Annotated in this window: 12 protein-coding genes and 1 pseudogene; 5 read left to right on the forward strand and 8 right to left on the reverse strand. The window is 69.1% G+C overall.

The annotated features are described in order from the left end of the window. Positions 1–561 precede the first annotated feature (561 nt). On the reverse strand, positions 562–2,919 hold the full coding sequence (locus DLJ47_RS09970; RefSeq protein ID WP_109899764.1) for an AAA family ATPase: 2,358 nt from the start codon (positions 2,917–2,919) through the stop codon (positions 562–564). Between the two features lie 459 nt (positions 2,920–3,378). On the opposite strand from DLJ47_RS09970, the gene DLJ47_RS36245 reads away from it, so the two are divergent. Continuing rightward, positions 3,379–3,939: a hypothetical protein gene (locus tag DLJ47_RS36245; protein WP_199235772.1), complete on the forward strand. Its 561-nt coding sequence runs from the start codon at positions 3,379–3,381 to the stop codon at positions 3,937–3,939. A gap of 33 nt (positions 3,940–3,972) precedes the next feature. On the opposite strand, the gene DLJ47_RS09980 is transcribed toward DLJ47_RS36245, so the two are convergent. The 7 genes from DLJ47_RS09980 to DLJ47_RS10010 are packed head-to-tail and all read right to left on the reverse strand — an operon-like array spanning position 3,973 to position 9,419. Beyond that, positions 3,973–4,824: a hypothetical protein gene (locus tag DLJ47_RS09980; RefSeq protein ID WP_109899774.1), complete on the reverse strand. Its 852-nt coding sequence runs from the start codon at positions 4,822–4,824 to the stop codon at positions 3,973–3,975. Further along, the gene (locus tag DLJ47_RS09985) at positions 4,821–5,402 is read right to left on the reverse strand and encodes an RNA polymerase sigma factor (RefSeq protein ID WP_109899765.1); all 582 of its coding nucleotides are present in this window, start codon (positions 5,400–5,402) and stop codon (positions 4,821–4,823) included. The genes DLJ47_RS09980 and DLJ47_RS09985 overlap by 4 nt, the downstream gene beginning before the upstream one ends. Before the next feature lie 37 nt (positions 5,403–5,439). Beyond that, the gene (locus tag DLJ47_RS09990; RefSeq protein WP_109899766.1) at positions 5,440–6,081 is read right to left on the reverse strand and encodes a hypothetical protein; all 642 of its coding nucleotides are present in this window, start codon (positions 6,079–6,081) and stop codon (positions 5,440–5,442) included. Further along, positions 6,078–7,352 carry a hypothetical protein gene (locus tag DLJ47_RS09995; protein WP_109899767.1) on the reverse strand — a complete coding sequence of 425 codons (1,275 nt, stop codon included), beginning with the start codon at positions 7,350–7,352 and terminating at the stop codon, positions 6,078–6,080. The genes DLJ47_RS09990 and DLJ47_RS09995 overlap by 4 nt, the downstream gene beginning before the upstream one ends. Next, on the reverse strand, positions 7,349–8,104 hold the full coding sequence (locus tag DLJ47_RS10000) for an ABC transporter ATP-binding protein (RefSeq protein ID WP_109899768.1): 756 nt from the start codon (positions 8,102–8,104) through the stop codon (positions 7,349–7,351). The genes DLJ47_RS09995 and DLJ47_RS10000 overlap by 4 nt, the downstream gene beginning before the upstream one ends. Then, entirely contained in the window at positions 8,101–8,886 is a 786-nt protein-coding gene (locus DLJ47_RS10005) for a zf-HC2 domain-containing protein (protein ID WP_109899769.1), read from the reverse strand. Before DLJ47_RS10005 ends, DLJ47_RS10000 begins: the two co-directional genes overlap by 4 nt. After that, positions 8,883–9,419, reverse strand: a complete 537-nt coding sequence (locus DLJ47_RS10010) for an RNA polymerase sigma factor (RefSeq protein ID WP_109899770.1) — start codon at positions 9,417–9,419, stop codon at positions 8,883–8,885. Before DLJ47_RS10010 ends, DLJ47_RS10005 begins: the two co-directional genes overlap by 4 nt. Before the next feature lie 285 nt (positions 9,420–9,704). Here DLJ47_RS10010 and DLJ47_RS10015 point away from each other — a divergent pair, with 285 nt between their 5' ends. The 4 genes and pseudogenes from DLJ47_RS10015 to DLJ47_RS10030 form a co-directional block, all read left to right on the forward strand. Then, positions 9,705–11,018 carry a reverse transcriptase family protein gene (locus DLJ47_RS10015; protein WP_146228063.1) on the forward strand — a complete coding sequence of 438 codons (1,314 nt, stop codon included), beginning with the start codon at positions 9,705–9,707 and terminating at the stop codon, positions 11,016–11,018. A gap of 604 nt (positions 11,019–11,622) precedes the next feature. Next, a complete protein-coding gene (locus DLJ47_RS10020) occupies positions 11,623–12,111 on the forward strand; it encodes a winged helix-turn-helix domain-containing protein (protein ID WP_109899772.1) in 489 nt (162 codons plus the stop codon). Then, positions 12,111–12,698, forward strand: coding sequence for a transposase (locus tag DLJ47_RS10025; RefSeq protein WP_233257751.1), 588 nt, complete (start codon positions 12,111–12,113; stop codon positions 12,696–12,698). The genes DLJ47_RS10020 and DLJ47_RS10025 overlap by 1 nt, the downstream gene beginning before the upstream one ends. Positions 12,699–12,888: 190 nt before the next feature. After that, positions 12,889–13,458 (forward strand): annotated as a pseudogene (locus DLJ47_RS10030) (transposase family protein); the annotation flags it as partial. Positions 13,459–13,579: the final 121 nt, after the last annotated feature.

Below are 13,579 nucleotides of genomic sequence, written 5' to 3' on the forward strand. Positions count from 1 at the left end.
CAGGAGACCACGCCCGCCGCCGCGACAGACGGCCCGCCACCATGCCGGAACCACAATCGCATCTATCAACAGCGATCAGACCTGCCGGGCGGAAGGAACCGGCGTCAGGCGCGAATCATCGAGGCTAGATACTGACGACAGGCTGGGCAGATTGCATGCGGATAACTGGAGAGCGCCCGCGGATTCAGCCCAAGGTCTTTCGCCCGCTCGTTTGCGGTTACCTCAGCATGATGTCCAGGAAGCCGCGCTTCCAGTTCGGAACCGCCCATCGCAGCTCGCCTGGCGTGGATCAATGTCGCGGACGCCAGAGGCCACGAGGTCTGGACCATTCTCGGTACTCATCACAACCGTGTCTCGCTGCGATCTAGCGATGGGATCGAGCGAACCATTGATCTGTTCAGCACTACGTGCCAGGCGAGGAACATCGCATGCCCTCCCGGCGAAAGCGGGATCGTTGTTGTGTACGAGGACACGAACGTTGGAAGATCAGCAACGACATTCATGGAGCCCTCCTCGCATGCGCCACCAGCTGCTGGCACATACGGCTCGAAGTAGGAGTTGTTAAGGCTCTTGAACCTCGTTGACCTCTTGGTACGCCAGCGCCTCGAGCGCGTCGCGGAAGGCACCGAAGTCGCTGATTGGCTCGGTGGGGTCTTCATCGAGCTCGAAGTCGCGCCGCATCGTCCGAATCTGGCTCTTCAGCGCCTCTGCGTCGACGGAGTTGTCCAAGGCGGCCTCGATGTCCTCGAGGAGCAGCAAGCCCTGTTCCTTGCTGGCGTTGGTGGGCTGATCCAGCAGGAATGACCGCTTGATGCGCTTGATCTTGGAGCTCGTCTTCTCCGTGGTGATCTGTCGCATGGCTTGGCGCTGCCTGCGGCCGAGTTCACGGAACAGGACCCGGAAGTTGGCGTCCATGACTTCGGTCGCGCCGGTGAGAGTGTCATCTTCCCGCACCGCATCCAGGACGCTGCGAGCGAAGCCGACCTTATCCAGATGGAATCCCTCGAGCTTTGCCTTGGCTGCCCGCTCGAGCGCCTCGTGGGTGCCCGAGCAATCCTCGAAGCTCACGTCCTTGGGCTTGAGGGTGCCCAGCTTGGCCGACTCCAGCGGGGGGAGGAACTCGTCCGCGTATCGCTTGACCGCTGCGATGCCGATCGGAAGTGGGATGAGGTCTTCGATGGCGACGACGCCGCCAGGGCGGGGGCTGACCAGAGCGTCGGTCGGGAGCTCACCCAGCTGCAGGATGAACTTCGCATCGATCACAGGCTTACCGTTGGGGCCCTTCCTGAGCGACTTCACCGCCTGGTCGCCGGAGGTGTCGCTGTCGAGCAGGACGATCACGGCAGGCCGGTCGACGTCGCGCCCCCTCGCGAGATACACCAGGTAGGGAATGTGCGGCGCGGACCCGGCCGGCACAAGCGTCACAGTGTTCAGGTCGAGGCTGTCCGTCGATGGGATCTCTTGCCGGCGCAACCGCGCGGACATCCCGGCCAGCATGACCTGGTCGGACATGCCCTCCAACATCAAGTTGCAGTTGCTGATGAAGGTGGTCTCGGCCACGAACCCGCCGAACGCCGAGCGCAGCGGTTCGTAGTGATTGCGGGCAGCGTTGCGCACCACGCGGGTGCCCTCGTCGCCTTCACCCTTCTCCAAGACGCGGATGCGCTCACCGTGGTTCTTGTCGATGAGGAACGGGGAGTGTGTGACGTAGACGACCTGGCAGGAGGACCGGGTTGGTTCCTGTGGATCGGCGAAGTCCTCGAAGATGCGCAGCAGGTCCTGCTGGCCAGTGCTGGACAGATAGGCGTCCGGTTCGTCCATCAACAGCACCTCGCGAGCGCCCGACTTGGGTGGCTCGTGGGCGAGGTACTGCACGAAGTAGCTGAGAAAGTACTTCAAACCTCCACTGCGTTCGTCTGCGGAGTACTCCGTGCCGGTCCGATCCCGGATGGTGAACACCAAATCTTGGTCGCGTAGAGTCACCAAGAGCTGGAAGTGCAAGTCCTGAGACCACCACTTCGGAAAGTTCAGCGCGGCGGAGAGCCCGCGGTTAATCCGCTCTACAATCCCGTTCGCGAAGCCGTCCTTACCCTCCTCAACGGCGTTGAGGAGTTCCTGGAAGGCGGTCCGATCGATCCGAGCGACCTTGAGTAACAGGTCGTCTGCGAGTGCGAGCTGCTTGTCGTGCTCGGCGTTCTGGGTGCTCGCGCTAGAGAACGTGCTCAGGAGCGTCGGCGTAGCCGCCGTGACGCCCTCGGCCGAGCCGAACCACGACTGTGCGTTCTCGAGGATTGTGTTCACCAAGCCCAAGCGGGTCTTGCGAGGACTCGTCTGCAGTGATCGCTCGGCCGCCGCCAGGTATTTGATCGGCACGCTCTGCGGCAGCGCGATTGTTGCGTCAATCTCGAACCACTGCGGCATGAGCGCGTCGAGGGCCTTCTTGTCCTTGATGGGATACTTGGTCCAGTCCTCGCCCTGCCGGACATAGACGACTGGGTCCTTCCCACCGACGCGGAACATCGAGAAGCCCTCGGTGTCATCGTCGAGCTTCGCCCTGCATGCCTTCCCCAGCATCTCGAGATCGTTGAGGTCCAGCTGTTTGAACTCAAGCCCAAAGTCTGGGAACGCCATGGCCCTGTTTACCGCGAAGAACTGGGAGTAGCGGCAGAAGTCGCCCCGCTGTATGCCTTTCCCGGTCAGTCCGTGCTTGATCGCCGACAGCAACTGGCTCTTGCCTGACTCGTTCGCGCCCACCACGGTGGTCACGTCCCGCTCGAGCGGCACCTTGACGAACGGATACTGCAGCCCGTCCGGCTCCAGCACATCCCACGGGTCCGGGGCGAACTCGCGGTGCGCCTTGCGGAGATAGTCGAAGTTGAACGAGCGGAAAAAGCGGATGTAGACCGCGGAGATGAACATCCATGTCCTCTTTCGGCTCGAAGCGGTCAGCAGCGAGGGGCCATGCTACTGCGCAGGTGCGACAACATCTGCCCGCCACCTACCTTGGGTCGTGTTGCAGACACGCCGAGGCTGTCCAGGCCCCCCGCCTCTACATCGAGTTGATCCTCGACGGCGCCTACATCGGCGCCGCCTACTGGTTCACCTCCTCGGCCTCGTTTCCAACCCGGCGGTGTCGATCGGCCGGACGTTCACCGACACCCTTTCGTCGGCATCGCCCCCACCTCTTCCCCGGCTTCGTCATCGCCCAACTCGTCGGACTCGTTGTCGGCATCGACCTGCTGTTGCGGAGCATCAGCGCTCCACCGAGCGCGGGGCAGGCGTACGGCATCGTGGCCCATGACGGCTGGTCGCCGGCCGCCGTTTCGCGACCAGCCTGCTTCCCACGCCAACCGTCGCTGCAGCGACTTGAATAGCGGTGTGCAGGTCAACAAGGACGGGCGGGACTGGCGCATCGGCGCCGCCGCCGACGTGAGCTGGATCGCCGGTCACACCACTGCCGGCGTCTCGATCACCACCGCGATCCCGCCGGTCTTCGACGCCTACGCCACCACGTACCAGGCCGACGACGTCACCGCCGCCGCCTACGAGCAGGCCCTGGTCGAAGACCTCATCACACACACTCCGGACCAGCCGTGGTGGCTGGCCTACCTCGACACCGGCGCACACGACGTCGTCTTCCCCCACGCCCCGAGGGTGTTCCTTTACTGGAACTGGCCGTACGTGCTGGTCGAGGCTGGCCCCGACCAAGCCCTCACCTGGCGGACCGGTGGTCATATCCGCCACCCGCACGGCGCGCTGCCGGACCTGTTCTTCCCCGCCGACCGGTCATGGCTGGTCTCCGCGCTCTGGGACGACACCTGGACCTGCGTCGGCGGCCCGAGGCCCGTGATCCACGCCCTCCAACGCGACCCCGTGGCCAATGCCCGCCAGGTCCGACCCGGCGAGGACGCGCTGCCACCGGGGCTGGCCCGCGAGTGACGACCCATGCCCCGGGCAGCGGTCAGCCTCCGATCATGGCTGACGCCCCCACTTCTCGGCAGGACGGCAGTCGCTGGTCGGTTTGCCGTAGATCCGCTTCCCGTCTGGGCCCGCGTAGCAGTGCTCGAGTTGGTCTTCGGCCTGGAACAGCGGACGCCTGTCGATCTCCGTCCCGTGGGCGTCGGAGCTGACCAGTTCAGGGGTGTTGCTGGCCTTGAGTCGGGCGTCGCTGGTCATCAGGCCGAACGCGCCTTCGGAAAGTCGTGCTGTGGTGGTGTGGCCGTCGCCGTGGTCGAGTACGAGCCGGTGGACGCGGCTGCTGACCCGGCCGCTGACGCTGACGTCCCCACCGTCGTGCTCGGTGGAGGTCAGCAGCAGCCGCTGCACCGGCCCGGGCAGCCAGGCACCGTACGGCCACGGCTCGGTGGCGCCTCCGCCGGACTCCCGGGGCGTTCCCGCCCACTCCACGTCGCAGGTGGCATAGCCGACGTCGTTCATGAACAACACCAGGGCGCGGTTATCCCGCTCGATAGCCACCGCCAGGTCGTCCAGGGACACCGGGACGGGTTGCTCGCCCGGGTTCGGCCGGGTCTGCCGTTGCGGGGAGTTCCACTGCAGGCACCGCTCGGCCGCGTCCCGCAGCGTCGGCGACAGCTCACCGGCCCCCATGGCCAGCAACTGCACGGTCGATCGCTCCGGCCGGTCCCACACCACCACCGCGGCCCCGGACGCCACGGCCAGCAGCACCGCCGCAGCCATAGCGATCCGCAGTCGTGGGGTACGCGCGGGAGGCGAGCTCACGAAGCCGAGAATCCGGGCCCGCATCGCGCGCGCCGCCTCCGGCGGCAGATCCCGCTCCGCGGGCAGGTCGAGAATGTCGTTCACCACTTCCCCTCCTGGATCCCCTCGGGCAGCAGCCGCGCCAGGCGGCTGCGGGCCCGACTGACCCGGGACCGCACCGCCACCTCGCTGATGCCCAACACGGCCGCCGCGTCCGGGTACGACACGCCGGACCACAAGCACAACGCCACCGCCTCCCGCTCGGCCGGCGGCAACCGGCGGACCACCGCGAGGACCTCAGCCATCCGCCGCTCGTCGTCCAGCCGCCCGGAAACCTCGTCCGCGAGGTCACCATCGGCGTACCGCTCCGCCGGCAGGCGCCGGATCAGCGCCAGCCACCGACGAGCCGACCGCCATTCGGAGCGGGCCGCGTTCGTGGCGACGACCAGCAGCCACGGCAGCGTCGAGCCATCCACGAGTCGGGCGTCGTGGCGACGGCGCCACGCGACGAGGAACGTCGCCTGGGTGACGTCCTGGGCCGTCGACCACGAGCCGGTCAGCCGGAAAGCGTGGTTGTAGACCGGACGGGAGTACCGGTCGAAGAGCCGACCGAACGCCGTCTCGTCACCGGCGGCGATCGAGGACCACAGCTCCTCGTCCGATGGTCGTACCTGATGCCTCACACCACACTATGGCCGCTTACGCCGACTCTGTTGCAGATCACGGCGCACCTCTCGTCGAACGAAAGCGGCGGACGGCCGGGGCGCGAGACCCGCCGTGCACGTATCCCGCCGCACCGAGCGCGAAGATCGTGGCTGCGGTCAACCAGGATGCGGTGATGGTGGAGGGCTGAATCGGCCAAGCCCAAGCCGCAATGACAGTGCCGGTCTGACGCGGAGCGGCGGCGTAGACGGCGCACACGTAGACGAAGGCGGACAGCCACGCCAGTCGCGCGCCGAGCAGCACTGCGCCGCCGGCGACCAGTCCGATACAACCGAGAGCATTTCGCACCAGCGCGTGTGCACCGTACGTGTCGGGTGCTCGCAGTCCGGCCAGGCTGAGCGCCGCGGCGGTGACGAAGACGGCGACGAGTAGGTGGCCGGCTCGCCAGACCCGCCACGGCAGGGGTGTGCTGCGTTCGAGGTCCTCGTCGGCGCCTGAGAGGGTGGGCCCGAGCAAGAGTGCGGCCAGCAGCGGTGCGAGCGCGACAACGGGGACGCGGGCAGCGGGTCCGTCGAAGTAGGGCCTGCCGGCGAGCCATGTTCCGGCGGCCCAGGCCAGCAGCGTGATGACGCCGACACCGGCCACGAACATGGGCGCGCCCCGGAAGCGCAGATGAAGCGTGAGCAGCCGGCCGGTCACGACTGCTCGCCGAGCCGGATCAGCGCCGGGATGTCGCATCGGTGGGCGGCGTCGAGGTAGGCGGCGAACCAGGAACGCTGCGCCGCCTCCGGTAGTGCGCGGAGCCTGGTGAGGGACACGTTGTCCGGGGTGGCTGCCTCGTCGAGCATCCAGTCGGTGGCCAGGGTGTCGGTCCGGTAGACCCGCTGGTCGATGCTGCGTGCCCCGGACGGGTCCTCACATCTGGCTCGGGTCACCTGCCGGAAGTCCGCCCGCAGGCTCTTCCGGCTGGCCAGGCCGCCCAGCGCGGTGGACTGGTGGTCGAGGTTGAGCCAGACCGTACCGTCGTCCCGTTCGATGGACTGGCCGGCCGGCTGGGCGGCCTGGTCGACCGCCCGCCGCGGAGCTCCGGGTATCCCGTCGAGACGTCCAAGGATCGGCTGCGCAACCTTGGTGACGTCGTTGATCAGGAACGCGTTGATCCTGGACAGGCACACCTGCGGGCCGCTGCTCGTACACACCAACTCGACCGCGGCCGGGTCGGCCGGGAGGCGGTGGGTGCCCGGCCCCGTCGTGATCGGCACGGCGACGGCGACGGCAAGTCCCCCGGCCAGCAGGGCGGCTCGCCGCTGCCGTGCGGCGGCGGCGAGCAGCAGGACCGTCAGGGCCACCAACCAGGCTGCCTGCAACGCGGTGACCCGTCCGGGGACTTGTGAATACACCGCCCAGCCCCCGTAGACCGGTGAGAGCCACGCGGCGGGCGTGCCGTCCCAGTAGGTGATGATGGCCAGGACCAGGTAGGTGGCGAGGCCGGCGATCGGGGCCGCCACCCGCAGCGGAACGAGCCGGCCCACGAGGACGCCGACCGCGGCGGCGGCGGCCAGGGCGAGGACACCGACGATCAGAGTCCACCACCAGCCTCCACCGGCGTACGTCGCCACCCGGACGACCAGCACCCCGGCTCCGGCGAACGCGACCAGCAGGCCGGCGACACCGGCCACGGTCACGGCGAGCCAGGCAACCACCAGCGGTTGCCAGCCCGGGCGTGGGGTGGAGGCGATCAGCTCGTCGATGTCGCGCCGCCGTTCCCTGCCGGACTGCCACGCGCCGGCCGCGATCATGAGGGCGAACAGGATCAGCATCGACATCCGCAGGTAGTTGGCGAGACCCGCCCACCGGCCGCCCCAGTCGTCCGGGTGCACGGCGAGCATCCACACCCCGGCGCCGAACATCGCCACCGCGGCTAAGGGCGCCGTACCCCGGCGTAGCTCCACCCTCAGCGCGCGCCTCACCGCGGTGCCGTCCGCGCGCCGCGCAGCACCGCCAGGTAGCCGCGCTCGATCGGGGAGTCGCCGCTGTCGCCGTCCCCACCGGCGGCGATCAGCTCATCGGGCAGGCCGGTGAAGACCAGCCGGCCGCCGTCGACCAGGTTCACCCAGGTGCACGCCGCCACGACGTCCTCCACCAGGTGAGTGCTGACCAGGACCACGGCATCCAGGCCCAGCTCCCGCAGCAGCGCCCGGAACTGCACCCGCTGCTCCGGGTCCAAGCCGGCGGTCGGCTCGTCCACCAACAGCAGCCGAGGGTCGTTCACGATGGCCTGGGCGATGCCGGCGCGGCGCAGCATCCCGCCGGAGAGGTGCTTCATCCGGTCGTCGGCGCGCTCCAGCAGGCCGACCCGCTCGATCGCCCTGTCCACCGCCAGCGGAATCCGCGCCGGCGGCATTTCCTTCAGCCAGGCGAAGTACTCGACGAACTCGCGCACGGTGAAGCGCGGGTAGAACCCGAACGTCTGAGGCAGGTAGCCCAACTGGCGGCGCGCCTGCCGCAACGCCGCCGGGTCGCCAATGCGGTGGCCCAGCAGTCGGATATCCCCCCGGCCGGGTCGCAGCACCGTGGCCAGGACCCGCATCAGGGTGGTCTTGCCGGCGCCGTTCGGGCCGAGCAACCCGTGCACGCCCACCCCCAGCTCGAGGTCCAGGTCGTCGAAGACGACTCGCTTCCCATAGCTGACCCGCAGGCCGTCGACGCTCACCGTCGTCATGCCGGTTGCCTTCCCACCCGTTCCCGACGCACATACACCACCACCGCGGCCACCGCGGTGACGCCCAGCCACCCCGAGCCGCTCGACACCAGAACCGCCACACCGCCGACCGGCGGTGCCAGCACCACCACCGCCCACGCCCCCGACACCACGAGCGCGGCGTACGCGGGCTCGACCAGCGAGCCGAGCGCCAACGTCAGCACGGTCAACGCGACACAGGGAAGCAGCCACAACCCCGGCGTACCGATGCCCGTCACCGCGCCGGCCAGGACCGCGACGGGCGCCGCGACCGCGAGCACGGCAAGCGTGCGCCACAGCACGATCCGCAGGCCGCCCTGCGGTGTCCCCGCCACCAGCTCGTGCAACGGATCGGTCCGCGGCCCGTACGACAGGGCCGTACCGACAACGGGCAGCGCAGGCGCGACCAGCAGGAGCAACCACGGCGGGACCACCGTCGGACTGAACTCCAACCCCGCGGTGAGCACCCCGGTGACGGCCACCGACAACACCCACGCCGCCCGCGCCGCAGGCCCCGCACCCACCAACATCCGCATACGCCGCCACCCGGTCGCCCGCCGCACCCGCCCCTGCGCCGGCAACCGGCTGCCCAGCGCCACCGCGACCGCCTCCACCACCGAAGCCGTCGACGCGTCCGATGCGATGCTGGTCCGGCAGGCCACACAGCGGTCGAGGTGCGCCTCCACCGACCACGCGTCCACGTCAGCGAGGTCGCCTTCGGCGTACGCCGCCAACACCCCGGCGTCGACGTGGAACCCGGTCACGACAGGGCCTCCCGCAACTCGCGGCGCGCCCGCATCGCCCGGGTCTTCACCGTGCCCTCCGGCACGCCCAGCAACACCGCGGCCTCCCGCACCGTCAGGCCGTCCAGCACCGTCGCCTGCAACACCGCCCGCAACTCCGGAGCCAACCGGTGCAGCGCACGCTCCAACTCGGCGTCGTACGCACCGGCCAAGACCTCGTCCTCCGCCGACGGAGACCACGCCAACACGTCCTCGCCCGGCGCTCCCACACTCTGCGGACGGACCAACGCGCGACGCCGCGCGTCGATCAGCCGACCGGCGGCCACCGACCACAGCCAGCCCACCGCCGCGCCGTCCCCGCGGTAGCCGGCCGCGGCCCGCCATACCGTCAGGAACGTCTCCTGCACCACCTCCCGGACCAACTCCGGATCCCGACACCGACGGCGCAGACGCAGCACCAACCACGGCGCGTTACGCGCATACAGCGCGTCGAACGCCCCGCGGTCACCCTTCCCGACGAGGCGCAACAACTCCTCGTCGTCCACGTCCATCACGCAAGGTTAGGACGCATCCCTCGACCAAACGGTTCTCTGCGCCGCGCCACACGCATCGCGGACACCGATGACGGTCTCCGTTCTCTACGCTGCTCCCATGGCAGCGTGTCCCGAGCTGACCAGGCCGCTCCCCCACGTGGGGACCGGCCACGGTCTCTCCGGGGCAACCCCGGGGACGCGACACTCACCTCGGCACCACACCACAGGTGCGTCGGCACGCTCCGCGAGCCTGTGCACCCGCACGACCGGGCATCGTCGGGACACGCTGCCACCACCGGCCCGATCGTGACCACCATTCACGCCCTCGCCACCGCGCTCGCCGATGCGTTCCTCGCCGGCGAGAGCTGGCGCCGTGGCGATCTCGTCGACCAGGGTGGGCTCGTCCTCGGGGTCCGGCGGCGATGGCTGTGGCCGGTCGCCGACGCGGTGCTGGTCGCCTACCCACGCCCACCCACCGACCGGCCACGCGAGCTGGCGGAGTTCCTGAGCACCCTCGACCCGCTGCGCGCGGCAGCCGCCACCGCCCGCCAGCACCAGCGGCCGATCGTCATCCGGGCGCGGCCCGTGACGCCGACCCGCACGGTCCGCCGGCCCTGGCACACGCCGGTCATCGACACCGTCGGCGACCTGGCCGCGATGCTCGACCTGAGCATCGAACACCTCGACTGGTACGCCGACCGACGCGCCATGAACCGCCGCGCCACCGCCCACCGCCTGCACCACTACCACTACCGGTGGACCGAGGGCGGCCGGCTGATCGAGGCACCCAAGTCCCGGCTCCGCGCGCTGCAACGCCGGCTCCTCGCCGAGGTCCTCGGCCCCATCCCGGTCCACCCCGCCGCCCACGGCTTCGTACCCGGCCGCGCCGCGCACACGTTCGCCGCCGCCCACGCCGCGCAGGCGGTCGTGGTCCGGGTCGACCTGCTCGCCTTCTTCACCCACATCCCCGCCACCCGCGTTCATGGCCTGTTCCGCACCGCCGGCTACCCCGAACCCGTCGCCCACACCCTCACCGGACTGTGCACCAACCGCACCCCGCTCCCAGTCCTCCGCCGCGCACCCACCGACCTGCCGCACCGGGCGGCCCGGCTCACCGGGCTCCGCACCGGTCACCTGCCCCAAGGCGCGCCGACCTCGCCCGCTCTAGCCAACTTGTGCGCCTACCGACTCGACCGACGCCTCACCGGCCTCGCCGACGCCTTCGAGACCACCTACACCCGGTACGCCGACGACCTCGCCTTCTCCGGCCACCTCACCATCCGCCGCATCGACGACCTACTCACCGCCGTCACCGACATCGCCCGCGACGAGGGCTTCCAGGTCCACACAGGTAAGACCCGCATCCGCGGGCGCGCCGACCGGCAACTCCTCGCCGGACTCGTCGTCAACCAACACCCCGCCGCACCCCGCGACGAATACGACCAGCTCCGCGCCATCCTCCACAACGCCGCCCACACCGGCCTCACCGCGCAGAACCGGACCGGCCACCCCGACTTCGCTCAATACCTCATCGGACGAGTTCTCTGGGTCAGCCATTACCACCCGGCACGCGCAGCCAAACTCACCACGCTGCTGACCCGCGCTCTCGCGGCACCGTAACTGACGCGGCACGGCAACTTCACCGGATCCCGCAAGGACGCGTCGAACCGGCCGAACAAGGGCCTGAGCAGGACTTACGCCTGTTCTTCTGATCTTCAGCAAGCGAGCACAGCGACGGGCGCGTGCGACCCACTAAGGTGAAAACAGAATAGAAACCCGCAGGTCATCCAGCTATGGGTACAGATAGAGCGTCGTCTTAGGAAACCGTTGCTCTATCCCCTGAGCTACGAGGGCGCGAGCGCCCAGTCTAGCGACCTGCGGGCTGACCCGGGATGGCAGGGAGTGGCCCGCGTTGGCCTGCATTGCCCCGGCCGATCGGCCCAGCCGATGACCACACGTGGATCACACGGGCGAGCTGGCGATCATGCACCTTGGTACCGGTTGACCCGAACCGGCACCGGTTGACCCGGGGTGACACCGGCTGGAGAGCACACACCGCGCACATCACCAAGATCAAAGGTTGGCCGTCGCCTCGCAGTCGGCGCACAGCGCGATGATCCCCCACAGCCTGGGGACGCTACAGAGCTTGAATTGTCAGGGTTAGAGCTGGTGGGGTGCGGCGTGTCGACGTGATCGCGGTCGATGGGTGGCGTATGTGATTGGGGTGCGCTATCCCGATGGTGGTGGGCTGACGGCCGAGGGCCGGGCCCGACGCGAGGCGGTCCGGTTGCAGGCGGCGGAGATGTTCACGCGGGACGTGCCGGTCTCGGAGATCGCCGTTCGGCTTCGGGTGTCGCGCAACGCGGTGTATGTGTGGCGACGGCGGTGGCTGGCCGGCGGTACGGCCGGGCTGGCCTCGAAAGGTCCGTCCGGTAGCGGTTGCCGGTTGTCCGACGCCCAGCTCGATGCCCTCGCGGCCGCGCTTGCGGAGGGTCCCGCCGCGCACGGCTGGGTCGAGGATCAGCGTTGGACCCTGGCCCGGGTGGCGGAGCTGATCGTCCGGCTGTTCCGGCAGCGGTACACCCTGCGCGGGGTGTCGTTGTTGTTGCACCGCATCGGGTTCAGCCCGCAGGTGCCCAAGCATCGACCGGTCGAACGCGACGAGGCGGCGATCGCGACCTGGCGGCGGGAGGTGTGGCCGCAGGCAAAATAGTGGCGGCCGAGCGTGGGGCGTGGATCTGCTTCCAGGACGAGGCAGGTCACACGCTTCGGCCGCCCAAGGCCCGGACCTGGGCGCCCCGCGGCCGCACACCGGTGATCCCGGTGTCCGGCAAGGGTTCCGGCCGCATCTCGGTGGCCGGCCTGGTCTGCGTCAAACCCGGACACCGCACACGCCTGCTGTACCGGGTCAAAATCCACCGGCCCCGCAAGAGTGAACGGCGCAGCTTCGCCGAGACCGACTACGCCGCCCTGCTGGATGCCGCTCACCAGTACCTCAAAGCACCGATCGTGCTGATCTGGGACAACCTCAACACCCACGTCAGCGCCGCCATGCGTGAACTCGTCGCGAACCGCGACTGGCTCCACGTGATCCAGCTACCCGCCTACGCCCCCGACCTCAACCCGACCGAAGGCGTCTGGTCACACGTCAAACGCAGCCTCGGCAACCTCGCCGTGACCGGCGTCGACCACCTCGCCGCCGTGGTGAAGAACCGGCTCAAGCGCATCCAGTACCGCCCCGACCTCCTGACCAGCTTCCTCACCCACACCGGCCTGACCCTCGACGCAGAACCCCCGTAACCCTGACCATTCAACCTCTGTATCCAACGGCAACCCGTCGTGAAGCAGGCGCAGGCGCTAGACCACCGATAGGGGCTGTTCGAAGTTAAGCGGGGTTCGTGGCTGGAGCAGCCCCGAGCGTGAGGGCTCGCAGCTCTTGGTGATCATCTGAGTGTCGAGTTCGGATGGTCACAATTGAAGAGCTGCGAGCATGGTCAACGATACGAGCCGGCTGCTGGGCCTGGACGGCCTGGTGGTGGAGCGGGTCGAACTGGACGCCGGCGGCGTCCCGCTGGTGGACGTGTCCACCAGCGATGAGCAGGCACGATGCTGCCCGGAGTGCGGGCAGCGGGCGGTTCGGGTGAAGCAGTGGGCCACAACTCGACCGCGGGATTTGCCGGTGGGTGGCCGGCCGGTGCGGCTGCGCTGGCGGAAACGACGCTGGTACTGCCCGACGGCTGCCTGCCCGCGCAAGTCATTCACTGAGCAGGTCGCCCAGGTACCCGCCCGTTCCCGGCTGACTCGTCGGCTGCGTGAGACGGCCGGGGCGGCGGTCGCCGACGCCGGCCGTACGATCGTGCAGGCCGCCCGCGACCACGGCATCTCGTGGCCGGTCGTCGCCGCCGCGTTCACCGCCCACGCGGCCAGGGTGCTTCCGGCCGAGCCGGAACCGGTCGTGGTGTTGGGCATCGATGAGGTCCGCCGGGGCAAGGCCCGCTGGGTCTACGACGAGCAGGCCAGCTCATGGACCACCACCGCCGACCGGTGGCACGTCGGCTTCGTGCGCCGTGAGGCGCTGTGTTTCGAGTGGAGGTGAGAGACCTTCGCCGTCTGCCTTGTCGCAGCGAGGGGATGGAGCTGAGGGCAGCCTGACCCGGGTGGTGCCGGGGCGGGTGGGAGCA

Origin of the sequence: Micromonospora sp. S4605 (genome assembly GCF_003176715.1) — a bacterium.
Taxonomy (GTDB): domain Bacteria; phylum Actinomycetota; class Actinomycetes; order Mycobacteriales; family Micromonosporaceae; genus Micromonospora; species Micromonospora echinaurantiaca.